The organism is Weissella paramesenteroides, from assembly GCF_051903945.1.
In the GTDB taxonomy this organism is placed as follows: domain Bacteria; phylum Bacillota; class Bacilli; order Lactobacillales; family Lactobacillaceae; genus Weissella; species Weissella paramesenteroides_A.
On sequence record NZ_CP192268.1, the window covers coordinates 47,205 to 72,525 of the forward strand.

The 25,321-nt window shown below is 36.3% G+C and carries 27 protein-coding genes; 20 read left to right on the top strand and 7 right to left on the bottom strand.

Features of this window, described 5'->3' with window-relative positions; genetic code table 11:
- Positions 1-83 precede the first annotated feature (83 nt).
- On the bottom strand, positions 84-1,424 hold the full coding sequence (locus tag ACQ4QH_RS00200) for an MFS transporter (RefSeq protein WP_439818827.1): 1,341 nt from the start codon (positions 1,422-1,424) through the stop codon (positions 84-86).
- Between the two features lie 12 nt (positions 1,425-1,436).
- Positions 1,437-3,509 carry a beta-galactosidase gene (locus ACQ4QH_RS00205; RefSeq protein WP_439818828.1) on the bottom strand — a complete coding sequence of 691 codons (2,073 nt, stop codon included), beginning with the start codon at positions 3,507-3,509 and terminating at the stop codon, positions 1,437-1,439.
- 155 nt (positions 3,510-3,664) lie between these two features.
- Here ACQ4QH_RS00205 and ACQ4QH_RS00210 point away from each other — a divergent pair, with 155 nt between their 5' ends.
- From ACQ4QH_RS00210 to ACQ4QH_RS00250, 9 genes are all read left to right on the top strand, one after another.
- Positions 3,665-4,543 carry a helix-turn-helix domain-containing protein gene (locus tag ACQ4QH_RS00210; RefSeq protein WP_439818829.1) on the top strand — a complete coding sequence of 293 codons (879 nt, stop codon included), beginning with the start codon at positions 3,665-3,667 and terminating at the stop codon, positions 4,541-4,543.
- A gap of 193 nt (positions 4,544-4,736) precedes the next feature.
- A complete protein-coding gene (locus tag ACQ4QH_RS00215; RefSeq protein ID WP_439818830.1) occupies positions 4,737-5,669 on the top strand; it encodes a phosphate/phosphite/phosphonate ABC transporter substrate-binding protein in 933 nt (310 codons plus the stop codon).
- Between the two features lie 123 nt (positions 5,670-5,792).
- Entirely contained in the window at positions 5,793-6,557 is a 765-nt protein-coding gene (gene phnC / locus ACQ4QH_RS00220; RefSeq protein ID WP_251939410.1) for a phosphonate ABC transporter ATP-binding protein, read from the top strand.
- Positions 6,558-6,560: 3 nt separating this feature from the next.
- The gene (gene phnE / locus ACQ4QH_RS00225) at positions 6,561-7,343 is read left to right on the top strand and encodes a phosphonate ABC transporter, permease protein PhnE (protein ID WP_002829216.1); all 783 of its coding nucleotides are present in this window, start codon (positions 6,561-6,563) and stop codon (positions 7,341-7,343) included.
- Complete coding sequence (gene phnE / locus ACQ4QH_RS00230) at positions 7,343-8,137, top strand: phosphonate ABC transporter, permease protein PhnE (protein ID WP_439818831.1); 795 nt, start codon at positions 7,343-7,345, stop codon at positions 8,135-8,137. The genes phnE (ACQ4QH_RS00225) and phnE (ACQ4QH_RS00230) overlap by 1 nt, the downstream gene beginning before the upstream one ends.
- Positions 8,138-8,217: 80 nt before the next feature.
- Complete coding sequence (locus ACQ4QH_RS00235) at positions 8,218-9,771, top strand: bifunctional metallophosphatase/5'-nucleotidase (protein WP_439818832.1); 1,554 nt, start codon at positions 8,218-8,220, stop codon at positions 9,769-9,771.
- A gap of 161 nt (positions 9,772-9,932) precedes the next feature.
- The gene (locus ACQ4QH_RS00240; protein ID WP_439818833.1) at positions 9,933-10,577 is read left to right on the top strand and encodes a FusB/FusC family EF-G-binding protein; all 645 of its coding nucleotides are present in this window, start codon (positions 9,933-9,935) and stop codon (positions 10,575-10,577) included.
- 386 nt (positions 10,578-10,963) lie between these two features.
- On the top strand, positions 10,964-11,872 hold the full coding sequence (locus ACQ4QH_RS00245; RefSeq protein ID WP_439818834.1) for a phosphatase PAP2 family protein: 909 nt from the start codon (positions 10,964-10,966) through the stop codon (positions 11,870-11,872).
- A 243-nt stretch (positions 11,873-12,115) separates the two neighbouring features.
- A complete protein-coding gene (locus tag ACQ4QH_RS00250) occupies positions 12,116-12,391 on the top strand; it encodes a hypothetical protein (RefSeq protein ID WP_439818835.1) in 276 nt (91 codons plus the stop codon).
- A gap of 140 nt (positions 12,392-12,531) precedes the next feature.
- On the opposite strand, the gene ACQ4QH_RS00255 is transcribed toward ACQ4QH_RS00250, so the two are convergent.
- Positions 12,532-13,866 carry an ISL3 family transposase gene (locus tag ACQ4QH_RS00255; protein WP_439818095.1) on the bottom strand — a complete coding sequence of 445 codons (1,335 nt, stop codon included), beginning with the start codon at positions 13,864-13,866 and terminating at the stop codon, positions 12,532-12,534.
- A gap of 273 nt (positions 13,867-14,139) precedes the next feature.
- On the opposite strand from ACQ4QH_RS00255, the gene ACQ4QH_RS00260 reads away from it, so the two are divergent.
- From ACQ4QH_RS00260 to ACQ4QH_RS00270, 3 genes are all read left to right on the top strand, one after another.
- Positions 14,140-14,907, top strand: a complete 768-nt coding sequence (locus ACQ4QH_RS00260; RefSeq protein WP_439818836.1) for a threonine/serine exporter family protein — start codon at positions 14,140-14,142, stop codon at positions 14,905-14,907.
- Positions 14,908-15,363, top strand: coding sequence for a threonine/serine exporter family protein (locus ACQ4QH_RS00265; protein ID WP_439818837.1), 456 nt, complete (start codon positions 14,908-14,910; stop codon positions 15,361-15,363).
- 67 nt (positions 15,364-15,430) lie between these two features.
- Positions 15,431-15,787, top strand: a complete 357-nt coding sequence (locus tag ACQ4QH_RS00270; RefSeq protein ID WP_439818838.1) for a DoxX family protein — start codon at positions 15,431-15,433, stop codon at positions 15,785-15,787.
- Positions 15,788-15,855: 68 nt separating this feature from the next.
- Here ACQ4QH_RS00270 and ACQ4QH_RS00275 read toward each other — a convergent pair whose 3' ends face one another.
- A complete protein-coding gene (locus ACQ4QH_RS00275) occupies positions 15,856-16,533 on the bottom strand; it encodes a DUF554 domain-containing protein (RefSeq protein ID WP_439818839.1) in 678 nt (225 codons plus the stop codon).
- Between the two features lie 118 nt (positions 16,534-16,651).
- A complete protein-coding gene (locus tag ACQ4QH_RS00280) occupies positions 16,652-16,930 on the bottom strand; it encodes a PspC domain-containing protein (RefSeq protein WP_002829206.1) in 279 nt (92 codons plus the stop codon).
- Between the two features lie 118 nt (positions 16,931-17,048).
- Here ACQ4QH_RS00280 and ACQ4QH_RS00285 point away from each other — a divergent pair, with 118 nt between their 5' ends.
- The 4 genes from ACQ4QH_RS00285 to ACQ4QH_RS00300 are packed head-to-tail and all read left to right on the top strand — an operon-like array spanning position 17,049 to position 19,514.
- The gene (locus tag ACQ4QH_RS00285) at positions 17,049-17,372 is read left to right on the top strand and encodes a PadR family transcriptional regulator (RefSeq protein ID WP_002829205.1); all 324 of its coding nucleotides are present in this window, start codon (positions 17,049-17,051) and stop codon (positions 17,370-17,372) included.
- A complete protein-coding gene (locus ACQ4QH_RS00290; RefSeq protein ID WP_439818840.1) occupies positions 17,362-17,997 on the top strand; it encodes a DUF1700 domain-containing protein in 636 nt (211 codons plus the stop codon). The genes ACQ4QH_RS00285 and ACQ4QH_RS00290 overlap by 11 nt, the downstream gene beginning before the upstream one ends.
- A complete protein-coding gene (locus tag ACQ4QH_RS00295; RefSeq protein WP_439818841.1) occupies positions 17,990-18,931 on the top strand; it encodes a DUF4097 family beta strand repeat-containing protein in 942 nt (313 codons plus the stop codon). Before ACQ4QH_RS00290 ends, ACQ4QH_RS00295 begins: the two co-directional genes overlap by 8 nt.
- A gap of 19 nt (positions 18,932-18,950) precedes the next feature.
- Complete coding sequence (locus ACQ4QH_RS00300) at positions 18,951-19,514, top strand: DNA-3-methyladenine glycosylase I (protein WP_439818842.1); 564 nt, start codon at positions 18,951-18,953, stop codon at positions 19,512-19,514.
- A 257-nt stretch (positions 19,515-19,771) separates the two neighbouring features.
- On the opposite strand, the gene ACQ4QH_RS00305 is transcribed toward ACQ4QH_RS00300, so the two are convergent.
- Positions 19,772-20,671, bottom strand: a complete 900-nt coding sequence (locus tag ACQ4QH_RS00305; protein WP_439818843.1) for a YihY/virulence factor BrkB family protein — start codon at positions 20,669-20,671, stop codon at positions 19,772-19,774.
- A 173-nt stretch (positions 20,672-20,844) separates the two neighbouring features.
- Here ACQ4QH_RS00305 and ACQ4QH_RS00310 point away from each other — a divergent pair, with 173 nt between their 5' ends.
- The 4 genes from ACQ4QH_RS00310 (at position 20,845) to ACQ4QH_RS00325 (ending at position 23,744) form a co-directional block, all read left to right on the top strand.
- A complete protein-coding gene (locus tag ACQ4QH_RS00310) occupies positions 20,845-21,243 on the top strand; it encodes a LysM peptidoglycan-binding domain-containing protein (protein WP_439818844.1) in 399 nt (132 codons plus the stop codon).
- Positions 21,244-21,512: 269 nt separating this feature from the next.
- On the top strand, positions 21,513-22,898 hold the full coding sequence (locus ACQ4QH_RS00315) for an MFS transporter (protein ID WP_439818845.1): 1,386 nt from the start codon (positions 21,513-21,515) through the stop codon (positions 22,896-22,898).
- A gap of 81 nt (positions 22,899-22,979) precedes the next feature.
- On the top strand, positions 22,980-23,429 hold the full coding sequence (locus ACQ4QH_RS00320) for a GNAT family N-acetyltransferase (RefSeq protein ID WP_439818846.1): 450 nt from the start codon (positions 22,980-22,982) through the stop codon (positions 23,427-23,429).
- 69 nt (positions 23,430-23,498) lie between these two features.
- Positions 23,499-23,744 carry a DUF5671 domain-containing protein gene (locus ACQ4QH_RS00325; protein WP_439818847.1) on the top strand — a complete coding sequence of 82 codons (246 nt, stop codon included), beginning with the start codon at positions 23,499-23,501 and terminating at the stop codon, positions 23,742-23,744.
- A 154-nt stretch (positions 23,745-23,898) separates the two neighbouring features.
- On the opposite strand, the gene ACQ4QH_RS00330 is transcribed toward ACQ4QH_RS00325, so the two are convergent.
- Entirely contained in the window at positions 23,899-25,230 is a 1,332-nt protein-coding gene (locus ACQ4QH_RS00330; RefSeq protein ID WP_439818848.1) for a dihydrolipoyl dehydrogenase family protein, read from the bottom strand.
- Positions 25,231-25,321 lie beyond the last annotated feature (91 nt).

A 25,321-nucleotide genomic window follows, 5' to 3' on the forward strand; every position in this document is an offset into this window, starting at 1 on the left:
GGTGAATTTCCACTCAGATTGACAATTTAAGATGAAAAAATCTGCAATATATTCATTATATAAGCAGACTTTTATTTAAATATTTAAATGTTTTGTGTAGATTCTTCTTGTTGCTTAGGTTCTTTAATTCCCAAAACTAGTATGGCACCTAAGATTGCTAACCCGGATAACCAAGGTAAGATTGGCAGATATTGTTTACCAACAGCATCAAATAGTAAAGCCCCCATAACAGGTGCAAGAATTTGTGCACCGGTATTTGCAAAGTTTAAGATGCCTAAGTCCTTAGCAGCTGTTTCAGGATTAGGCAATACTTCAAGATTCAACGCCTGATCAACGGCGAAGAAAATACCTGCACCAGTACCAGCGATAATTCCATACCAAACCATCGAAGTTGGTGCCTTAGTCAAGAAGGGTAGAATAGTTCCGATTGCAGTTAATAGTGCTGAAAAGGCAACGGGCCATTTACGGGTTTTTAATTTATCAGAAATCATTCCAGATGTAGATGAAAGAACAATAGCTGTAATCATTGTGGCTGTTCCCATTAAAGTAATGTATCTTCCAGCATGTGATTGATCTATTCCCATTCCAGATGTGAGAAAGAAAATTTGGTAGGTTGCAAATGCCGTAACAGCGATGTTAATCATCATTTTACCAAATAGAGCCAGGTAAAAATTTCTAACTTGATGAATTGGGAAAATGAATGCATTGACAAACCCACTCCAGTCAAGTTTTTCAACTGGCATAGATTTACTTGATCGTTCACGTACCAGAACAGCAGCTACTGGTCCAGATAGTAACATAAGAACAGCAAGACCATAATAACCCATGTTAATTAAACTAGAATTTGATGAACTTAGGAATTGGCTCCCCATCACTGGTCCACCATATTGTCCAATAACGTAGCCAATAGCATAAATTGAAGAAATCGTTCCTCGGTGCTTAGGTGCAACTAAGTCAGCCATAACAGCAATTAAAGGAGCAACAATCATATTAATAAAAGTTTGAATACCACACCATAAAAGGATGAAAAGCCATAGGTGATTTTCAGAATTAATTGTACCAAGTGCACACATGTCTGCTGCGGTTAAAATTGATCCCCATAGTAACCAAGGTGTACGTCGTCCCCAACGAGATCTCGTACGATCAGAAAGCGCACCAATGATTATAGTTGTAATGGTTGAGGTGATAGCTCCTAATGTGCCAAGTAAAGCAAGAAAGTTATTAACTTTAGAACCTGGTCCACCAAAAATGTCTGCTAACTTTGCGGGGTTTAAAACAGAATTAAGTCCCATAAATGGTGCTAACCAAAGGAAAGCACCAATAGCGACACCAAGTCCAACCAGAATGGGAACTTTAGGTTGTTGTACATCAGTAACACTAGCAGTCCAATTGGTAGTACTAGTGGTGTTATTATTTTTAGCCATTATTATTTTCCTCTATTCTTGATTAACTTTGAATATTTGTAGGCCCCATGGTTGAAGTTCAAATTTATCACCTTCATTGATTTCAAAATGATTTATTAGTTCTGTTCCATGTGTTGATTTGAAAATAACGTCAGATGATGAATTGGAGTAATTAAAATAAAAATCTAAGTAGGTACCATCATTCCTGAAAAGTTGTTTATTGATAATTGGGAAATGCTGCTTTTGTCGGGATTCCCATAATCCGATTTTCTTTAGGATATATTTATATAATTCAGAAATAGATTTTTCATTTAGATAGGTTCCAACATAGAACGCATGACCTTTGCCGAAATTGTTTTCGGTAATAGCAGCATACTCTCCCCAATAAGGGTGATTGTATTTTGCTAAAGTCGTTCCAGTTGTAGGAGATAATAATTCTGCCCAATATTGAACTGGTTCATTTTGTATCGTTGGAACTTTATCTAAACCTGAAATTGTCATATTTTCTACTGGCAGGTCAGTACCATAGTGCTTGTCAGGCTCTACAAATAACGAATATTCAGCTCCAACAGATTTAGAGATAATAGCTGGTTGAGTATCGGTTCGAACTTTTACGTTTTCATCCGAAAAACCGGATCTAAATGAATACAAAATTGTGCCACCATTTTGTACAAATGTATTCAGATTTTCAAGTTGTTTACTTGTTACTGAATAAAGCATTGGCACAACTAATAAATCATAGTTTTCATTAGTGATTCTAGAATTACCCACTTGCAAGATATCAGCTTCAATATTTAGTTTATATAGCGGGTCATAGTATGAACGCAGTACATCGTTGTACTGATGCTCGACCGTTTTATCAAAAATAGTATCTTTGTATGGAAACCAATCGACTGCACTCAGGGCTTCGTTGCTTACTATAAATGCAACTTTATTATTCTTAGTGGTATTTAAAAACTCAGAACCAATTTCTTTTAATTCAGAACCAATTATTTTAGCCTCGTTGTAAACGGGATTTGGTTGAAAATCATGACTGAGCAAGCCTTTCCAATATGTTTCATAACTATTATGAATGGATGACCAATGCCAATAACTAACCATGTTTGCACCCGAAGCGATGTGTGAATACGCTTGTAGCTTTAATTGACCAGGATATGGGACCCAGTGTCTAAATGCCTGAGCTTCAGTTTCCATAACAATATAATTTTTATTTTTAGTCGAACGAGCAATATCACCAACAAATGAAATTGTTGTTCCAGTTAAGCTATCTTGGGTTGGATGATAGATATCTACAGAGGTAACATCAAGGGGCTTAGAAACTTCGTAGTGATTTGCGTCAGGATTCATGCCAAAAGATAATTTGCGCCACTCCATGTCAAAATTATTAGTAACAAATTGATTTGGATGCTTATATTCATTTACTAAATTTGTTTGCCAGGTTATAAAATCTGTCACTAAAGTTCGTTTATATTCTTCAAAAGCAGAACCAAGGCTACCGTTGATAGTTGAGTTAATGGGTGGAAAATCTTCCCACGAGTTAATACGGTTACTCCAATAATCTAAACCGTAAGCAGCGTTGAGTTTATCTAAATCGTTGTTAAATTTGTCTTTTAACCATTTTTGGAAACCAATATAGACATTTTCGCTGCTGGTATTAAAGTGTTTTGTTTCGTTATCTACTTGAAATCCAATCACGCCAGGTTTATCAGCAGTACGAGCAATCATTTTACGAATGATACGTTCAGAAAAAAATTTAAAAGTGGGATTAGTTATATCAATTAATTGTCGACTACCATAACTTTGCTTGCCATCTTGATTTGTTAGCATGACTTCAGGATGTTTTTTTGCCATCCATGTTGGTATGGCATAAGTGGGAGTTCCAACGATAACCTGGATATTAGCATCTGTCATTGCATCAACGACTTTATCTAATTTTGAAAAATCAAAAACGCCTTCCTGTGGTTCATAGGTACTCCAAGTGCTTTCACCTATTCGCACGACATTAATATTTGCATCTTTCATCATTTGAATATCTTTGTCTAATCGTTCATAGGGAAGATATTCAAAATAATATGCTGCACCGTATAGAAAAGAATCAAAGTTCATAAACAACCTCCTGTTTTATATGAAAACGCTTTCTTGTATTTAAATTATGACAATCTAATCAAATGTTGTACATGGGTATATCAACTTTACATTTATCCAAATATGACATATTCTAAGCGTAATAATAGCGAGTGTTCAGTGAAAGGGATTTTAAAATGGATTTTTTAAAAAATGCAAAACGATTACCCGTGATTGACTGGAATTTAACTTTTTTTGGTGGACATGAACAATTGGTTGATAATGGGTGGACAGTACCAATTGAAAAACATTATGCATTTGAATGTGTTTATTGTTTAGAAGGTACAGAATCAGTAAAAATTCGAGACAATTTGTTTTTGCTTAATCCAGGTGATTTTGTTATCATTCCACCTGAATTTACACATCGTGTTTGGACTGAAACGTCTTTAAAGTATTTTTGTTTTCATTTTGATCTTGATGACCCTAATTTAAAGATACAGTTAATTAAGGGATTAGATTATTTTTATGACAGTAACAGTCAGTTATGTCGGGCGTTAACGCCACATTTGAATAAATTGGATGATTTAACAAAAAATTTGAATTATAACTTTGATACGAAAATGGTTATTCAAATTGAATTATCGAAAATATTGCAAATATTTTATCAATTAGCAGATCAGCGAATCAGTAAAAGCACAACTACACAAGCTGAATATGCAAGAATGATTGCTGAATTTTTAAAAAATAATCTGATTGACCAAATCATTTTGTATTCTAAAAACGGATTTGAAAATAGGGATTTAGGTAGAAATTTGGTTCAAGAAGCCATTGCGCATGCTGAAATTAGTGATGGATATGGATTTCGTGTTTTTAAGCAAACTTATGGTATTTCACCACGAGAATATTTATCTAAGTTGAAAATTAATGAAGCTAAAAAATTATTAATGAAGCCAAATTATTCTATATTAGAGATTGGTGAGTCATTAGGATATACGTCAATTTCTAATTTTAGTCGCCAGTTTAAAAGATGGACGGGTTTGTCACCGCGAGAATTTCAACAAAAATCTAGAAGATAGAGAATAAATAAGGGATTTTTTGCATAAAAATGCGAACAATAAATTGGTACTATCCAATTTTTACTTTTATTTCTAAATATAACTGAACGATTTAAGTGTTGACGTTTTTATCGTTCGTTGTTATCATTTAAGTAACCTTTAAGAAATCGTATACGCGGGTATACAAGACAAAAATTTAAGGAGCACATAGGGCATGTTTAAGAGACTTGTTGCGGGAGCCACGGTTGCAATGTTGGCAACGACAGTAGTATCAGCTGTACCAGCACTATCAGCAGATGCAGCATCAAAGAAGGTTGATTTGAAAGAGTTGAATGTACAATTCGTACCATCATCTCAAGCAGACACAATTCAGGCGAAGGCAAAGCCATTGGAGAAATTGTTAAAGAAGCAATTGGGTATTCCAGTACACGTAACAATTTCAACTGATTACAACACAGTTGTTGAGGCAATGGGTTCAGGAAAGGTTGATATGGGATTCTTACCACCTGACCCATACGTACAAGCCCACAAGCAATATGGTGCTAAAGTTATTTTGCAATCACAACGTTATGGTATTAACGATAAGAAGAATGATGGTTCTAATACAGATAAGCTAGTTGATTACTACCGTGCATTGGTTGTCGTTAAGAAGGATTCAGGTATTAAGAATGTTAAGGATTTGAAGGGTAAGAAGATTGCTGTTCAAAACCCAACTTCTGATGCAGGTTACATCTTCCCAGTTGTCGATTTGAACAAGAAGGGCATGAATGTTATCAAAAATTCTAAGCTTGTGAATGTAAAGGGTCATGATCAAGGAGTTATTTCAGTTGTCAACGGTGACACGGATGCCGCCTTCATCTTTGATGATGCCCGTAACCTAGTTAAGAAGGATAATCCTGACGTCTTTAAGGATACACGTGTTCTAAAGTACACAGCCAAGATTCCTAACGATACGATTACTTTGCGTAAGGGTATCTCAAAGGCTGATGCAAAGACTATCCAAAATGCTATGATTAAGGTTTCAAAGACTGAAAAGGGTAAGAAAGTCTTGAATGATGTTTATAGCTGGGCTGGTGTGACAAAGTCAAAGGATTCAAACTTTGATACTGTTCGTAAGTACCAAAACAAGGTTGAAGATATTAAGTAATCTTTTATAACAGCATTTCTGAAAGTGAGGCTTGTCATACAATAAAGCTATGGCGAGTCTCGCTTTGTACATATTTGAAAAATATATTATTTGTAGAGCTATATAGGATTGGATGGCAGAAGTATGAGCAATGGTGTAGGCACCATAAAAGTTAATGATGTTTCAAAGATTTATCCTAATGGAACGATTGGTTTAGATCATATCAACTTGGATATACAATCAGGTGAGTTTGTCGTGATTGTTGGATTATCTGGTGCAGGTAAAAGTACGTTACTAAGAGCAATTAATCGTTTACATGATGTGAGCGAAGGTGAAATTTTACTTGATGGTGTTGATATTACTAAGGCTAAGGGTAAAGAATTACGTCAACAACGACGTAATATTGCGATGATATTCCAAAATTTCAATTTGGTGAAGCGTGCAACAGTTGCTCGTAATGTTTTAGCTGGTCGAGTTGGTTATTATTCAACGTTTAGAAGTACGTTCGGTTTATTTTCAAAAGAAGATAAAGAAAAGGCAGCTGCTAATTTAGATCGTGTGAATATGTTAGACAAGTATTACACACGTGCTGATGAACTATCAGGTGGACAACAACAACGTGTGGCGATTGCACGCTCAATGATGCAATCACCAAACATTGTTTTAGCTGATGAACCGATTGCCTCGCTTGATCCAAAAACAACCAAGATGGTTATGGATGATTTACAGCATTTGAACGATATGGGTATGACGGTGGTTGTTAATTTGCACAGTGTGGAATTAGCAATGGCATATGCAACGCGTATTGTTGGATTACGTGGGGGCAAATTAGTTTACGATAAACCAATTGCTGAAGTGAATGCTGACGACTTTGATGGTATTTATGCTGAAGCAGGAGATGAGGAGTAGGATATGAACGCAACTTTACCTGAACGCCAATTCAGTGAAAAGTGGCATGTTAAGGGCATTTTGTCTGTCCTCCTATTTGTCTTAATTTTTATTGGATCAGGTTATAATACTGGTGCGACCGCAAACTTTAGTTGGGATCAATTTTGGGATTTATTATTGCGGATGATGCACCCAGATTGGACATTTGTTTCAGCAATTATTACCCCCATTGCTGAAACCATTCAAATGGCTCTAGTTGGTACGTTGTTGGGAACAATCATTGCAGTACCTTTTAGTTTGTTAGCAGCACGAAATATTGTAAAAAACACTTATTTACGTGGTATTATTCGTTTCTTTTTGAATTTAGTACGTGCATTACCAGATTTATTGTTGGCAGCGGTCTTCGTAGCTATCGTTGGTATTGGTCCAATGGCCGGAGTTGGTGCGTTAACTATTTTTAGTTTTGGTATGATTTCTAAGTTATTCTATGAGGCAATCGAAACAATTGATGATGGACCTATTGAAGCATTAACGTCTGTTGGTGCGAATGGTATTCAGAAAATTGTCTTTGCGGTGATTCCACAAGTTATGAATCAATTCCTAAGTTACTTCCTGTACACATTAGAAATCAATGTGCGTGCATCAACCGTATTAGGTTATTTGGGAGCCGGTGGTGTTGGTTTGTACCTAGATCAGACACTATCACTATTCCGTTACGATCGAACAGCTGTGGTTATTTTGGCCATTTTGGTTGTTGTTATTATCGTTGACGGTATTTCTAATCGACTACGGGAGGCGTTGGCATAATGCAAAAAATTCAACGAAATCCGTGGCAAAAATATGGTCCATGGATCATAGCAACTTTGGTGGTGTTACTATTTATTTGGGCTTTCTCAGGTATTCCTTTATCAACAGTGAAGCCGCAAGCGATGCAGGTAACGAAATCCATTATTCACGGACTATTCCATCCAGACTGGTCATACGTTTATTCGGGTGATGGTGAAGATCTTGTTAGTGCCTTGATTGAAACATTGGCGATTGCTTTCCTAGGAACGTTTATTTCAGCTGTGTTGACGTTACCATTTGCATTTTTGGCAGCGCGCACAAAGAAGGGGTTCTTTACACCACGTTCAACGATTGGTAAGCTAATTTTGACGATTATCCGTGTCTTCCCAGAAATCGTTCTGGCAATTATGTTTATTAAGGCGGTTGGTCCTGGTGCTTATGCAGGTGTTTTGGCCGTGTCGATCCACTCGATTGGTATGCTAGGAAAGCTATTCTCAGAAGCTATTGAAAATATTGATCGTGGACCGAATGAAGCAATTGTCGCTGCCGGTGGATCTGCCCTTGATGGCTTAACTTTAGCGACTATTCCTGCAGTTATGCCAGAGTTTATGAACTATACACTTTACCGATTTGAGATTGCAGTTCGTTCTGCAGCCATTTTGGGAATTGTTGGTGCTGGTGGTATTGGAGCACCATTGATTTTCGCTTTGCAAACACGTCAGTGGTCAAAGGTTGGTATTATTCTTTTGGGGATTATCGTGATGGTCACAGTGATAGATTTCTTATCTGGACAATTACGTAAGCGTTTGGTCTAACTAGTAACGATACGAGATGATGAAGGCTGGCACACAATGTGGTACCAGCTTTTTTATTATTTATAATTAAGGAGAACAAAATGCAACTATCAATTTTGTCAACGTCAGATGTCCATGGTTATATACGAGCAGATGATTTTCGTCGACCATTATTAAATGATGGACTAGGACTATCACGTGCGGCGGCGGTCATTTCAGATTATCAACAGCAGGCACAACAATCAGGAAATATTGCTCTAACCATTGAAAATGGTGATTTCATTCAAGGGTCACCATTAACCAACTATATTGAAAAAGTTGCAACTGATCAGACTAATGTCTATCAAAAATTAGCTGATACAGTGAAATACGATGTGCGTATTCTGGGAAATCATGAATTTAATTTCGGTCGTGCGTATATTGAAAATGTGTTTGCAGAGACGCCTAATTTATTGAATGCTAATATTTTGGATGAAACAACACAACAACCGTTTGTGGGCGAGCCATATAAAATTTTTGAACGTCAGGGGGTGAACATTGGTGTCATTGGGCTAACAACGCAATTCATTCCTCACTGGGAACAACCGGCACATATTAAAGGACTGATTTTTGAAGATCCAGTCGCAATTGCCAAAAAGTATATTGCAGAAGTACGACCAAACGTTGATGTATTAGTGCTAGCTTATCATGGTGGCTTTGCCGAAGATTTAAAAACTGGACAGCCTTTAGAGCGGGTAACTTCAGAAAATCAAGGCTATCAATTGTTGCAACTAGCAGGAGTTGATGCACTTGTAACAGGTCATCAACATCGTGAAATTGCTGAAGTTGTTCATGGTGTGCCAACGACACAGCCAGGCTATCGGGGCGATCATGTTGGCTTGATGACACTAACCCTTAACGAATCAAATCAATGTGTTTCAGCAACAGCAGAATTATTGGCGACAGGTACTGCACCAGAACGTGAAGATATTGTTGCAATCATCGAACCTTTGCAAGAGAAGGTGAATCAATGGTTAGACACGCCTGTTGGTCATGTTGGTGATAATATGCAGGTGGTTGATCACTTTGCAGCACGTGCACATAATCATCCGTTTATTGAATTAGTCAATCAGGTGCAAATGGCTGCAACGGGTACGGATATTTCTAATACAGCATTGTTCAATGATGAAGTTCGCGGTCTAGGAAATGCCGTGTCACAACGTGATATTATGACGAACTATATTTTTCCCAATACATTAGTTGTTGAAAAACTGACGGGGCAAGATATTAAAGATGCTTTAGAAGTAAATGCCCGATACTTTAAGATTGCAGATGATGGGCAGTTAACTATTAATCCACTATTCACAACGCCTAAAGTCCAGCACTATAATTACGATATTTGGAGTGGGATAGATTATACCTTTGATATTAGTCAACCAATGGGACAACGAGTAGTTGCTATTAAAAAAGATGGCCAACCATTGGACATGATGGCCACTTATGAAGTTGCTATGAATAATTATCGTGCTGGTGGTGCTGGTAACTTCCCAATGTTTTCGGCCGATAAAATCGTTCGTGAGGTGCAACGCGAAACGGCAGATTTAATTGGTGAGTATATTATGGCTCATCCTGAAATTCATATTGAACAATCAACGAATTTAACAGTTATCTTCTAAATTGCTTTTTTTAAGGGAGTTTGTTAAACTAAGACGACCTTAGGAGGTGATAAGATGATACGTTTAGTATCTTCTAGTGACGCGGTTAACAATTGTTAACTGAATCACTAGAAACTTTCTTTCTAATGATTCTGATCGGAAGAAAAGAAAGGAATTAAAAAATGACATTAACTATGCAACCCTACCAATACATGAAAATCAATGAAATTGTGTATAATTTAGTTCACCAATATCAATCGGTAAATGATTTAAGTACTGTTGCCGCTTTGCAAGAATTAGCAGCAGAAGAAATTCATGAAACGGTACCAGGGAATTATCCAGAGATTGATCAATTATTGACAAATATTATGGATCGTCGTTTGCGTCATCGTGCAACCGAGAAGATGGTGCAAGAACTGAAGCCATTTGTTACACCATTTGTTGCACCTAACAAGAAGCAAATTGCACAGGTCTTTCGTAAAACGAAAAAATTAACATTACCTGATTTGACGGTGATTGATTGGCGTGATTATACATTTTTTGCTTGGAATAATATTGCAACGCAACGTAAGTATATCTTGTATTATGAGGATGAACAGCTATTAGGACTTGTTGGTGATGTTTCAAGTCCAGTTGTTAAAGGGTATTGCGCTATTTGTCATCATGAAGAAAATGTGTCAATGTTCTTGGCGTTAAATAAACGGCGAGGAGACGGTCGGTATACAAAGAAGGGCAATTATATTTGTGTAGATAGTTCACAATGTAACCGTAATTTACATGAACGAGCTTTCTTTGATGAATTTGTGACGACAATAAAAAAACAGTAAAAGTGATATTTTATAGGAGAGAGCGAGACAACAGTCGTTTTGAAGTCGGTGTGACACGTGATTTGCGCCATTTTGGTCCGAAGCAAAGCGAAGGACGGGAATGGCGTAAATTGCGTTACATTGAGGCTTCAGACTTTTGGAACGCATTTATGCTATAAAAATCACAGGCTTATAAACTATACAATTTTAACAAGGAGAGGTTGGAGCATTTTATTTTGTTTCAATCTCTCTATTTTTATGAAGAAACTAATTTCAAAATACTTAAATTCATGTTTTCAATGAAACCTTTACATAACGCTTACGTAAAATCGGTTAATTCGTTACCTTAAAATTTTACGATTGACTTGTATAGGTGGTTTTCTTTGAACGTGAAAGGAGTATGTTGTATGTCAGTGGCTAGACAAAAGCAATTTTTTGGAATCAGTGTCATCATTTGTTTTGTTCTTTTATTTATTGCAGCATTTTCAGACTTACAGATTAGCAATACTTTTATCAATTATAATAGTGTATTTGGTACCATTTTTCAGAGTTTTGGTGAATTTCCACAGTATTTAATTTTTGTTGTTAGTGGACAAATTGCTGTTGCTTACGCATTAAAAGTACAAGAATCAATTCTTTTTAAAGGATTTTTGACAGTTGGCGGACTAGCATTATCGGGTTGGCAATTAAAACAGTATCTTAACGAAGTTGAAAGTTATCTTTTGTCAGTACAGTCGAACAGTGATCATCACAAAGCAATCGGTCTTGCAAATAGTGATAGTGCGACAACTGCTCTCAGTGTTGGTAAGGCTTATGGTATCTGGATCATTATTTTTATTGTTTTAACTTTGGCTTTGCAATATTGGTTTAATCGTCTTGAGTTAATGCGAATCAAACAATTATTAGTGATTGCTATTTTTGCTTCATTAACGGTGTGGTTTTCTTTGCAAGTTAATTTAGGATTAAAAGAAATATGGGGGCGGGTTCGTCCTTATGAGTTGAATAAAAGTCAAAGCAACTATACTAATTGGTTAACTATTAATGGTGTTAATGGCCATATGTCATTTCCTTCAGGACACACACAGGCGGCAACATTACTGATTGTTCTTTCTTGGTTTTTCCAAGGTAAGACGCAAAAGACATGGTGGATTATTGGGATTGTTTATGGCGCATTGATGGGAGTTGCGCGTGTAATTATTGGCGCCCATTTTATGGGGGATGTCGTTGCTTCGTTCTTTATCACAGCAACAATTATCTATATCTTTCGGCTTCTTTATTATCAGTATGTGGTTAAAGGACAAACGTTAGAAGAGTAAAACAAAAGTCGTCTTGAAGCCGGTTTGTAATACGTTTATGCTATAAAACTTATCGGCCGATAGCTAATACAATTTTGGCTAAAAAGAGTAGAATATCTTCTTTTGTCTTAACATCGGATCACACGAATTTTCCATGTTTTGCATATGTTAGATCAGACAAATAATAGAAATTGCGTTACAATCAACATCGAAGTTGAAGTAGAGTATTAACAATACTAATCGCAATCAGATATGGGTGGTAGTATGCTTAGACAAGATCTCAGACAATATTTATTAAAATTTGTGGTTAAACATCCAAAATTAACTGTTGATGAAGGTCGTATAATTAGTGAAGCAACTGATCGGTTGCAACATCAAAAACGCTCGCAAGAAAAAGAAATGATTGATATAATCAGGGTCTTACGAGGCCTATCTTATCAGCAGCAATTATCACAGGATGGGTGGCAGCTTCTGACAAAATTGCAACGCAAACAATGGATTTGGGGAATTGTTAATACATTTCAGTTCTTGGGTCATTAACAGTTTTTGTTGCAAAGCAATTCTGCTACTGAGTTCATATTATAAAATTAATTTTTAGGGCTCTATGTCAAATAGCGTGAAAAATCGTAAAATCGATCTAAAGAGTTTGTGAAATATAGCTTGTGAATCTGATGATTTTGTCAGACTCGCAAGCTTTTTTTAGTTAGTAGGTTCATAAAACTAGCGTTTATATGTTTGCGATTGAATAGTTGTAGACGTATTCTGAAAAAATAATTCAATGAATTACCATAGCCATATGCCGTACGGCCAATTTGTTTAATGCGACGATTAATGCCTTCAATACGTCCGTTAGAAGGTGTTTGTAAAAAGGCATTTCTGATACTTTTTAGATTTTTCTTGTAGGTTAAAATCACCTGGTCCATTGCTGAGTGATTGGGCTTGTATTGCGATAAAATTACTGAAAATTCATCAAACGAACGAGATCGTTGCGCACGTAAGACGGCTTGGTATATTTTATAATCTTGTTTGAATTTTGGTGATAGACCAAAGATAAGTTGTAGAGCATCTTGTGGATATAGGTACTCATTAATTCCTTTGAACCATCGTGGTTGCGTTGTGTCTATCTTTGACTGGTCTGTAATAAAGAATTGCCAGTTAGATTTTAGTAGTTTATATACACGACTACGCTTATTATTAATTGTTCGTTGTAGTGTGATACGTGTGGATTGTACAGCCTTCATGGCTAATTGAATGATATGAAAACGATCAATGATAATTTGAGCGTTAGGAAACATCACCCGTAAGGGTGCGCTATAATTAGCGTTCATATCAGTAACGACGTATTGTACACGTTGACGATTAGATAGGTCGTAGTTAGATAAATACCTACGAATATCTATACTGGTACGGGTTGGAAAAATCTCAATTAAATCACTCGTCGTGCCATTTATCATTTCAAAACCGTAATGATGCTTTGCATAGAGTACTTCATCAACACAAATGACCGTAGGTAATGATTTTGTATAATTCGTACGATATGCTTTAGCGGCATGATGCAGTAGTCGATTAACTTTGCTGTGTGATATATGCAAAATGTAAGCAATATCTTTTTCGGAAATATCACGTTTTGCTAAATCAATAATTTGATGTAACAATGGCCGTGAGATAGTTGAATTGGACATAAAATCTTTTGATTGTGCTATAAATGTGTTTTTACAACGTAGACATTGATAACGTTGCTTGGTTAACAATAAAATTTGTTGATAACCGTTTGCTGTGGGTAATTTGTATGATGCAGTATCGGTACCAGCCAGATAAAAATGTCCCGACAATAAGAAACCACATTGCGGACAATGCTCTGGAACTGTCGTTAACGTTGCGCGATAGCGTAAGATTTGGTGTTGATCATGACCTATGGTCATTAATTCATTAAAATCACCGTTATCAGAAATTAAAAATTTAATGTTTTTGTCTGTTAAACCAACTGAATTTAGGATAGAATCATTAATGGACATCAATAAATACCTCGTATCTGTTTTTTTCGTCGATTACATTTTACGCCGGTATATTATTGGTGTCTTTTTATATTTGTGAAAAAGGCGAAATAAAAAGCGTGAAATTTTTAGTTTCACGCTAGAAAGTATAGAGCCATTTTTAGTGGGTTGGAGTAGTTTATGCTGTTCTGGCCCTTTTTGTTTGTGTAGTTCTTCCAAAAGTAAAACTAGGTATAAAATACGATTTCTATGTGATATTATTTATTTACTAAATGGGTTTGTGGGGAAACAAATATGATTGAGAAACGTGTGAATAGTATCATTGATGTTTGTGGTTTGGTTGCAAAAATATTGCTTGAAAGTGGTGCAGAGACCACACGAGTAGAGTCAACAATTGCGTATATTGGTCAAGCAGCAGGCATAAATCTTAACTGTCATGCCACAATGACAGCAATATTTATCAGTACTGAAAGTGGCTCAACAACCCATCTTGTTAAGCCAAATGTATCGAGTTTTAATCTACAAAAGGTGGATGAAATAAATACGTTGTCTCGTCAATTTTCTGCTCATGAGATTGATTTTAATGAGTTAGAACGTAAGGTACATATCATTGATCATAAGGTAATTGATTTTACTTGGACTCAGAAAATTATTGGCGCTGGTTTTGTGTCAGTTGCGCCAATGCTGTTATTCAAAGCTTCTTGGACTGATCTTGCATTAGCATTCTTCGTTGGTATTTTAGGATATCTTGCTTCACAGTGGGGTAGTGCACACTCAACGGCACCTTATCTAAGTGCCATTGTTGGCGGTTTGGTTATCAGTTTATTAGCAACTTTATTACAAAACTTTGGTATTGCAGATAGTGCTGCCAATATTATGATCAGTTCGCTGATGCCGTTAGTCCCAGGTGTACCATTAACAAATTCATTACGAGAAATTATTGATCGAGACATTTTATCTGGTCTTGTTCGTGGTGTGGATGCAATTATGATTGCTGGTTCAATTGGGATTGGTGCCATTGTTGGTAGCTTTGTTGCCCACATGTTGATAGGAGGCCTTTAAATGGAACTTGTCTTAGGATTTATTTTTAGTTTTTTATCAACAGTTGGTTTCGGCATTATTACTAATGTACCCCGACGTGTCTTATTTTTAGCAGGTATAACCGGTGCGTGTGGCTGGACAGTTTATTTACTGACAGTTCAAGTAACAGGTAATATCATTCTACAAAATTTTTTGGCGGCGCTAACCATCGGTTTACTGGGTAATGTATCTGCCATTCTGACCAAAGCACCTGTAAATATGATGTACGTGCCTGGGTTGGTTTCACTCGTGCCAGGCATTGTCATTTATACGAGTCTAAAAGAATTTACGTTAGGTCATTATCTTAGTGCTGGACGAAGTTTAATTAAAACACTGGTGATTGCTATGGCAATTGATATTGGTTTCGCAATTGCGGAGGCAACTTTTCGGCGCATTCGGCGCGTATTTTCGCGGGGTAGCAGGAAAAGTAACTATTAAATCAGTACTTGCTTAGTTCTATATAATCCGTTATACTTACTTATAGTAAGTATAATAGGAGAAGCATATGAATATTTTTTTGTGGGTCGTACAAGTTTTAATTGCAATTATTTTCTTAATGTCAGGTTTTCAAAAAACTTTTCAATTCAGCACTAAGGGAGAAGAATTGAAAAAGATGGATCACCTTGATTCAGAATCATTTATAAAATTTATTGGAACAGCTGAACTTTTAGGTGCGCTTGGTCTTATTTTACCCTTAGCACTTAACATTCTGCCATTTTTAACACCACTAGCAGCAATTGGTTTAGCCATTATCATGGTTGGAGCAGCATTTACACACGGTCGTTACAAGGAATGGTCAGGGGTAGGATTTGTTAGTTTATTAACAATTTTGCTAATTATTATTGCTGTTTTCCGTTTCTAATAAACAACTACTAAAAAAGCTAAGCCAGAAAAATTTTGGCTTAGCTTTTTCGTTAAAATAATTTGCAATCAAATAAAGTGCATGAGGGCTAACACCACTGGTGGAACCAACAACGCAGGTAGTAGATTCAGTGTATTGATCTTTTTGATTTCTAGTACGCTTAAACCGGAAGCTAAAATCAATATACCACCAATAATTGTGAGCTCATTTAATAGGGTGGTGCTCAATGCCGTTTGGAATAGTAAAGCTAAGAGATACAGTCCACCTTGCCAACAAAATAAAACGACAGCAGCCCACATGATACCAAGACCAAAGGTAGCACTTAAGACAATTGAAGTAATAAAGTCTAAGCCCCCATTGGTCAACAGGAAGGTATAGTCATGCTGCAAGGCAGCTTTGATTGGACCTAAAATAGAGAGTGACCCAAAACAATAAAGTAAAATGGCTGTTGCTAGTCCAGTGGATAAGTCGCTGTTCGTAAATTTTTGAATGGTTTGGTCAAATCGAGCCTGAATATTAATGGCTGTCCCGATAATACCACCAATCGCCAAGCTGATAATAAAAAGTACAGGTAATGTACTTTGATCTAATGGTTTAATGACTGCGTGAATACCAATCACAATAGCAGACAGTCCAATGGCTTGCATTAACACAGTATGGTAGGCGGGTCTAATATATTTTTTGGTTAAACTACCGATTAGACTCCCTAGGATAATCATGGCCACATTAAAAAAAGTACCAAACATAGGTTTTGCTCCTTGATGTACAAATTATTAACACATTTTAAGCATAAAGGGGATGGAACGCCCATTGTCCCATCCCTTTAAAACGCTATTATTTCATTTAACTGAAGTAAGTCTGTTTTTAGATTTGGTCATCTTCATCAGGAGTAACGTCACGGCGCTTTTCTTCAGCATCTTCATCGAATCGATACTTATATTGGTGGGTATTTGGTGAATCGGGCATGATTACGACGGCAACAATGTAGATGAAAACAAATGGGAAGAACCCAGTAAAAATCGTCGCTGCAGCAAAGATTAAACGAACTAGTGAAGCATCTAAGTCAAAGTATTCTGACACACCTCCAAGGACACCACTTAGTACACGGTCGTTTGATTTTGTTAATTTCTTATCTTTAGCCATTGTATTTCTCACTTTCTCATAGAATATCGTGGGAATTAAAACACTTTACAGACAAGTTTCGATTCCCTATACTTGTATTATATTATATGACTTATAGTATTGTAAAGGAAGTTGAATTATGACAATGCAATTATCAAGTGACCTAATGGATGGGTTGGTATTGGCGCTACTTTCTAAAGAAGATTTATATGGTTACTCACTGACAAAACAAGTTCAGGAGCGCTTTGCAGTGTCGGAGTCAACAATGTATCCTGTTTTGCGTCGTTTAAAAAAACGTGATTGGGTAACAACATATGATGAACCTTTTGAAGGTCGTAATCGTCGATATTACAGTATCTCCGACTTGGGTTATAAAGAAATGACACGTATTCAAGATGAGTGGCGTGACTTTAGTCGTAAAATTAATGATTTGATGTTAGAGGGAGACGCTAATGGAAAATAGTATTTATTTTACGCAGGTTAAAGTCTATTTAAGCCAATTGACAGTGGACGAACAGGAAGATGTTATTCGTTTTTATCAGGAATATGCTGCAGATGCGCAGTTATCTGGCGAGCGTTTAATTTCAGAACTAGGAACACCCAAACAGCTGGCACGCCGTATTTTGGTTGACTATTCATTGCGCCTTGAAGAGGACGATATACATAATGCACAAGAACATGCAAGTACACGTCAAGATCGCCAAAATTGGATCAAACAAGAATTTAACTTAATCAGTATTGTTTTAGAAGGACTATTAACATCAATTGTCTGGTTACCTGCCATGTTGCTAATTCTAGTTTGTTTATTCGCGACAATCGGCGTTGCGGCAATTGTTATCGTGGCACTAATTTATTATCTATTGACGGGATTATTTCAAATCATTGGTGGCTTGGCAATCATGCCTAGTAATTGGGCCACCGGTTTATATCAAGGTGGTATCGGATTAATTATTGTCGGGCTACAGTTTGTTGCCTGGCCTGTCGGAGTAACCATTATTCGCACAGTCTTTAGAGCATTGATGCGTTTTGTTAAATATGTTGGGCGTCGATTCTCACATAAGGGTAAAGAGGTAACACATCATGCATAAAGGTTTTCGATTTGTTTTAACTGGATTCATTGTGATTTCTTTTGGTGTCATCATTATGATTGTTGGTCTGGCACATGGTGGTCAAAATAATTTAGGATGGCATAGTGGCCATTTTGAGGTTTCACAAATTAAATCTGTGCATCATTACGTAAAATCAGTGACTAAGATTGATGTAGAAACAGCAAATGTACCAGTTACTTTTCAAACAGGAACGCAACAAAGTATTGAAATTAAGGGACGCATCACCAATCCTAATTTTTTACATGTCAAACGAAATGGTAAGCAACTAAAGATTCGCTATGTACCTAATCAAGAAAAGGGTTATGAAGTGGGTTTTGGGAAGCATGAGCCAGAAAAATTGATTATTAGTGTACCAAAGAATGAAAAATTAACGGAATATCGGCAGTCATCTATGTATGGTGCCATGAATATTGCAAACCTACATGCAAATCGTGTGACACTAACTGCAACAGCTGCTGATATCCAAATGAATGATACACAATTACAAAATCTGTCAGTTGCTGCTCATGATTCAAAGATGTCACTAAATAATTTACAAGCTAATCAGACAACAGTAAATAGCAGTGATAGTCATATCAATACAAATAATTCACAGTTCGGTCGTCTGATGTTATCTGCAGATAGTAGTAAAACGATTTTACAAAAAACGACGATTGATGCCAGTGCCATTCAGGTAAATAAGGGAAATGTTAAGCTGGTCAACAGTCAACTTACAGGTCATAATATTATGACGATTATGGATGGTTCATTAAAAGCTTCAGGGTTAACCAATATTGGTTTACAGATGCAGGCATCAGCTGGGCGGGTCAAAGTTTATGGTACAAATTACGGTAATAGTTATCTGAATAGTAGTCAATCATTTGAAAATCAATTTAATGTTGATGTTTCGGATGGCGATATAACGATTAAATAGTATTGTAGGGGGATTTGTGATGGCTTCAAAACGTTGTCAATGGGTCGATGAAAAAGATGCACTGATGGTGCAGTATCATGATACTGAATGGGGGCATCCAGAGCATCGAGACCAGATGTTGTTTGAGTTGCTAAGCTTAGAAACTTATCAAGCAGGTTTGAGCTGGCGAACAGTGTTACATAAACGACAAGCTTTCAGGGAGGCATTTGCAAATTATGATTTAGAACAAGTTGCACAGTATACGGAAGTAAAGATTGCGCAACTAATGCAAGATGCAACAATTATTCGCAACCGGCTAAAACTCCAAGCGACTGTTAATAATGCGCAAACGATTTTGGCACTGCAACAGACAGGTCAGAGTTTTGATCAATGGTTATGGGCATTTGTCGATAATCAGACCATTGACCATCATGTTATTAATTATCGAGAGGTACCAGCAAAGGATGATTTAGTAATATCAGTGTCTAAGGCAATGAAAAAATTAGGACTTAAATTTGTGGGTCCAGTCACCATCTACTCTTTTCTACAAGCAGCCGGATTAGTTAATGATCACGAGATGACATGTCCGTATCACACAAAATAATACAAAAAAAAGCACCAGCAACGTGGGATTACTGGTGCTTTTCTAATGCCATTACCGAAAGGGTATACAATAGCATTGACCATAAACACAAGAGTAAGAAATGTTTATGGATATATTTTAAGGAGTAGGTTGTAGGTCAGTTAGTCCTACGGCTAAGTCAATTGACTTAGTGTTATGAGTCTGTTGTACATATAGTCAAAGGGAATGCGATTCCTATTAACAATTACTAATATAGCGCATATTATCCGACAATACAACTATTTTTTGATATTTTTTCCTGAATTACGGAAAAATAGTTTTAATATGTACCAATTGCTGGCTCTATCGCTTGATCGTGGAGGAAATAATTCCTCTAAAATTGCTGTAATGATTGTACCGATCAATGAAGCTAAGGCGATAAAATTGATCCATAATAACAAAATAATAGCCGAACTTAAGGCTTGGTAAAAGGTAAAGGCTTGTGCTGCGATATTAACATACCACCCAAATGCTTTGGCAAGCCAAATAACAAGTGTGATTTGAATGATTGTACCAATAGAAATCCAAATAATTCGAGGTTTTTTTATTGGCAAAAGAGTGTTGAATAAAAATGCGCCAATAAATAATCCTAAAATAACGACTAAACGTTTTGCTGATTCAATTTGATAAACAATGTTGCCACTAATCGGTAAGGCTTCTAAAATATTTGATCCGACTGATGCAATAATTAATAAGACACCAATAATAGCCAAAATAATAATTAGCCAAAACATTGAAATGAAACGGTCAAAAATAGCGACACTGTTCGCTTGTACATTGTAAATACCATTTTGGGCAATTCGAATTGAAGAGACAACACGAGATAGGGACCAAAGCGTAATAATAATAGAAGCTGATAGAACCCCAACACCATTTTGGCTTAGAATCGATCGAATAATTGGTTCAATAAAAGTAAAGACGGATTCAGGAACAGCGGTCTGGGCATATTTTAATGCGGTATCAATTTTTAATCCTAAATACGGTAGTAAGGTTCCTAAGATTACGATTGCAGGGAATATTGATAGTAGTCCGAAGTAGGCAATCGATGAACTAGCTGTAATAATATCAACCCGAGAGGTCACGTCGATAATTGTCGCTACCAGTTTGTTATTCATAAGATTTTTAAAAAATTGTTTCACGACTTCAATTCTCCTGATAAAATTGACAATAATCATTTTATTTTAGCAAATAAATGGCTGGTTCGTACAATTAATTATTTTTAACCATCATATAAGTCAAAAATTATAAAATGAGTGCAAAATATTAATAGACATGTCACGCTATTCACAATAATTAACAAAGGTGAGAAAATATGAAATCAAGACGTCCTTCACGATTGAAATTTTGGGCATTTATCTTTATCGGTTATGTGCTGTTGTTTGCTATTGGTTTTACCGTGCCAGTTGCTTATGGCGCACTAACTAATAAAGATACCCAACAAACAGCTGCTTCAACTAGTTCTAGCAGCAGTAGTAAATCAAGTTCAACAACTGAAGCTGCATCATCATCAGATAGTGCTGTAGACAGTTCTACAAGTAGTAAAGCAACAACTTCTTCTAAAAAGAAGGTTACTGTACAACAAGGGGAAACGGGTTATGCAATTGCCACAAAATACGGGTTAACTGTTACGCAATTACAGAATTTAAACCCATCAGTTGATTTGGATAATCTAGAAGCTGGACAGACATTGAAGGTAAAAAGTTCTTCATAAATTTAATCATTTGCTGGAGATTGGAACAAAAGAAAATGTTCCAATTTTTTTTGCTAAAAATGTCTTAATGATGGACATGAAAGTTTGATGGCATCAACGTGTTCCAAAAGTCTGAAGCATCAATGTAACGTAATTTGCGCAAATTACGTTACACACCGGCTTCAAAATAACTTCTGTCTCGCACTTTTTTGTAACATAAATGATACTTACACGCTATAAAAAAATGTGCTTAAATGGAAATCAGGCACTTTAAATAAGTAGGAGGAGTTATGAACGAAGAAAAAGTTTCATCTAGAGTTATTTGGTCGATTGTCGCAACGGCAATCTTAGGTTTTTCGGGTATTTTAACAGAAACGTCAATGAACGTGACATTTCCAGAATTAATGCAACAGTTTCACCAATCAATGGGAATTGTCCAATGGTTAACAACAGCATATTTATTGGTCGTTGCGCTATTGATGTTAACATCAGCACATTTTAACGCCATTTTAAGTAAGCGACAAACCTATATGATTGGCTGGATTGCCTTTGTAGTGGGCGATATTATTGCAATTATTGCACCAAGTTTTTGGTTATTATTATTTGGCCGATTGATTATGGCAGTCGGAACAGGTTTTGCCTTACCACTAGTCTTTAATGTTATATTTACCAGTGTACCAATGTCACAGCTTGGTAAATATATGGGCTTTGGAACATTGATTATTTCCTTAGCACCAGCATTAGGACCAGTCTATGGAGGAGTTGTCACTTATACATTGGGTTGGCGAGCTATTTTTATGATTATTCTACCCGTGACAATTATTTCATTATTAATTGGTTGGTTTAATTTAGATAAGCAGAAGCCAACTTCAAAAAACAAATTTGCTTATGGGCAATTTATTTTAATTGGTATCTCATTAGTGTCGGCAATATTAGCATTAGGACAATTAGAATCTGGTAGAATAACCGTGATGATTGTTACTTTGGCCTTAGTAGCCGTTATTACGATGATTGGATTTATTCAAGTTGCAAAACGATCAACTAATCAATTAATTGATATCAGTGTTTTCCGTAGCAAGGCTTTGGTCATGGCATTATTAATTTATGCAACGTCCCAAGCCATTAACCTGGCCGTTAATTTTGCTTTACCACAGTATAGCCAATTAACGTTGGGGACAACAACGATGGTTGCAGGATTTATCCTAATGCCTGGTTCGTTATTAGGTTCAGCAGTTGCCCCAGTTTATGGTTCAATGTATGATCGTCTAGGAGCTAATAAACCATTAACATGGGGGTCACTTGGATTCCTAGTTATCATGATTATTTTCTCAGTGATGGCACCAAATATTGCGACAATTGGCTTAACGATTGTGTATGCTATATTCACTTTGACACGAAACTTAACGTTTAGTGTGGCGATGACTGCCGGTGTTGCTGAAGTTAAGCCACAACAATCCGGGGATGTTAATGCCATCTTTAATACGGTGCAACAATTCATCGGGGCAGTTGGAACAACTGTTGCGGCATTGTTTATCCAAACAACAGGGACAACAAAATCAGCAATCGCAATGCAGACAGCCACTGGGTTTAGTCATTTGATCTGGTTTAGCACAGTCATTGTTGCTATCAGTTTAATTTGGTTAGTGATTTACATGAGGACAAAGACAGCAAAATAGTTATAATTGAGCGACTATTATGGTTTACATATTGGTCGCTTTTTTGATATCGTACAAATGGATAAAAGAAGGAGGGAAATCATGATTAACTATAAAGTACTAAAGCAATCAAATATTGATCCTAATATTTGGGACAACTACCAACAGCAAGTCAATCACTTTGAGTGGGCAGGAGCAAAATTTATTGCTAAGAAAATGACCAAGCGAATGGGCAATGACGAAAGGGTAGTTATTGCACTAGATAAAGATCAAGTTGTGGGTGTTGGAGCGTTAGTCGATCAGGATATTGCCGATATCCCTGAATCTCCTTATTTTAGTACATTATATGTACTGCCAACTTATCGTAGTCAAAATATTGCTAGTCACATTGTTAAATTGGTGCTTAATGAAGCGCGGGTGCTTGGTTATCAAGAGATTTATGTCATGACACAATTGAAAGATTTTTATGAGAAGCTAGGGTTTCAATATCAAAAAATGATAACAGATTTTATGGATAGACAGATGAAATTGTACAGGAAACAATTAGCTTAAATGCATAATTTTTGATATTTGCTAGTTGTATCGATAGACTTGATGGTAATACCTGAGGAGGAAACTAGTATGAAATCCTTTAATTGGCAGAGCCTCTATTTTTATGCGGTGTGCTTTGTCTGCATTTGTGCTTTCATTATTGTTACCTTTAATTTGATTGACTCAATAATAAGTGTTTTTATCCGAATTAAGGGCTATAACAATTCAATGATGTACAATTGGCGCAGTATCCTGGAAAGTGTCATCTATATCGCAATTTTGGTGCCCATATACCTTTGGCATTGGCATAAAGCACAAGCATTATCAAATATATAACGATATTTAGTAATATAAGATTGAGACATATGTAGTCAATATATATTGAAAGGGGCAGTAATCTACCAATTTGATGAAGTTGGTAGGTTACTGCCCCTTAAAAGTATTTAAAAAGACGTCAAACTCAGTGTTTGTTGAATTTTCATAATTTATTTTATATTCTGCCTAAAAGATTATATGAAACATCAGGAAAACCAAAAATTATTTGTTCTAAGTCTGTCGTTGTTAATTCCTTATCAATTATAAATGTCAGAATATTAATCAAACCAGGTGCATCATTTCCGTATATTGAGGCACCCTTGACATGCTGTGTTGCTTTTTCATAGACCAAAGTTAGTTCAGCATCCATATTTCTTTTGGTATCATAACTACGACCGTATGGAACCTGCTTGATGTCATATCTATCAGAATTTTTTTGAGCATCTGAGATAGATAGACCAATCTCGGAAATACGTGGCAAAGTATAAACGGTATAAGGAACGGTTGGGTATGAGATTGGTGATTCATCACCCAAAAGTACCTTTGCAATGTAGTTTGATTCATATGTTGCGGTAGGTGTTAACTTTGGGATGCGCTTATCAATGACATCCCCACTCGCAAAAATATTCGGTTGTGCTGTTCGTAAATGATCATCAACAACAATACCCCTTGCACTGGTTTTAATTCCTAATTCTTCAAGACCAAGATCTTCAACATTCGCAATACGTCCCGTGCCGCCAAAAATATAATCTGCTTGCAATGTGCGACCAGAATTGGTTGTCACAAGATAAGTCTGATTTTGTTGTTCAATAAGTTTAATCGTTTCATTGAAATAGAAAGTGACACCTTCTTTTTGCAATTTATCAACGACTTTATCAACATATTTATCATAAAAATTTGTTAAAGGGTGTTCAGCAATATCAACGATTGTGACATCAACGCCAGCCTTAATCATCATTGAGGCTAATTCCATTGAGATTAATCCGGCGCCAATGAATATCATTGCATCAGGTAACTGTTCAAGATCCAGAAAGTCTTTACTATTATGAATAAACTCATTGCCAGGAATCGGGAGAGTTGAATCTCGCTGACCAGTCGCAATAACAATGTTTTCAGCGGTTATGGTTTCATCATTAACGTGAATAGTATGACTATCTACGAAACTACCATACCCTGGGTAAATTTTAATACCAGCCTTGGGAATAATTTGCCCCATTAATTTTGGGAATGCATCGATGACTTGGTGTTTATAGGCCATTAATTTATCCCACTCAAGTACTGGCGTGCCCTTAAGACCAGCTGCTTGAAAATTTTGAACATCTTCCAAAACTTGAAATGCACCATCTAATAGTAATTTAGCGTCACAACCATAATTTGTACAAGTACCACCAAGTTTGTCTCCTTCTACGAAAGCAACTTTTTTTCCTTGTTTAACTAATTTTAATGCGCCATGATTTGCAGCGTGGCCGGAACCAATGTAAATAACATCGTAATCATATGTTGTCATGAATAATTGCCTTTCTATCATCTTATGAATCATGATACCCGATAATCAACAGTGAACTTTATGGAAGAGTAACGCTGCTAACTTAATATTA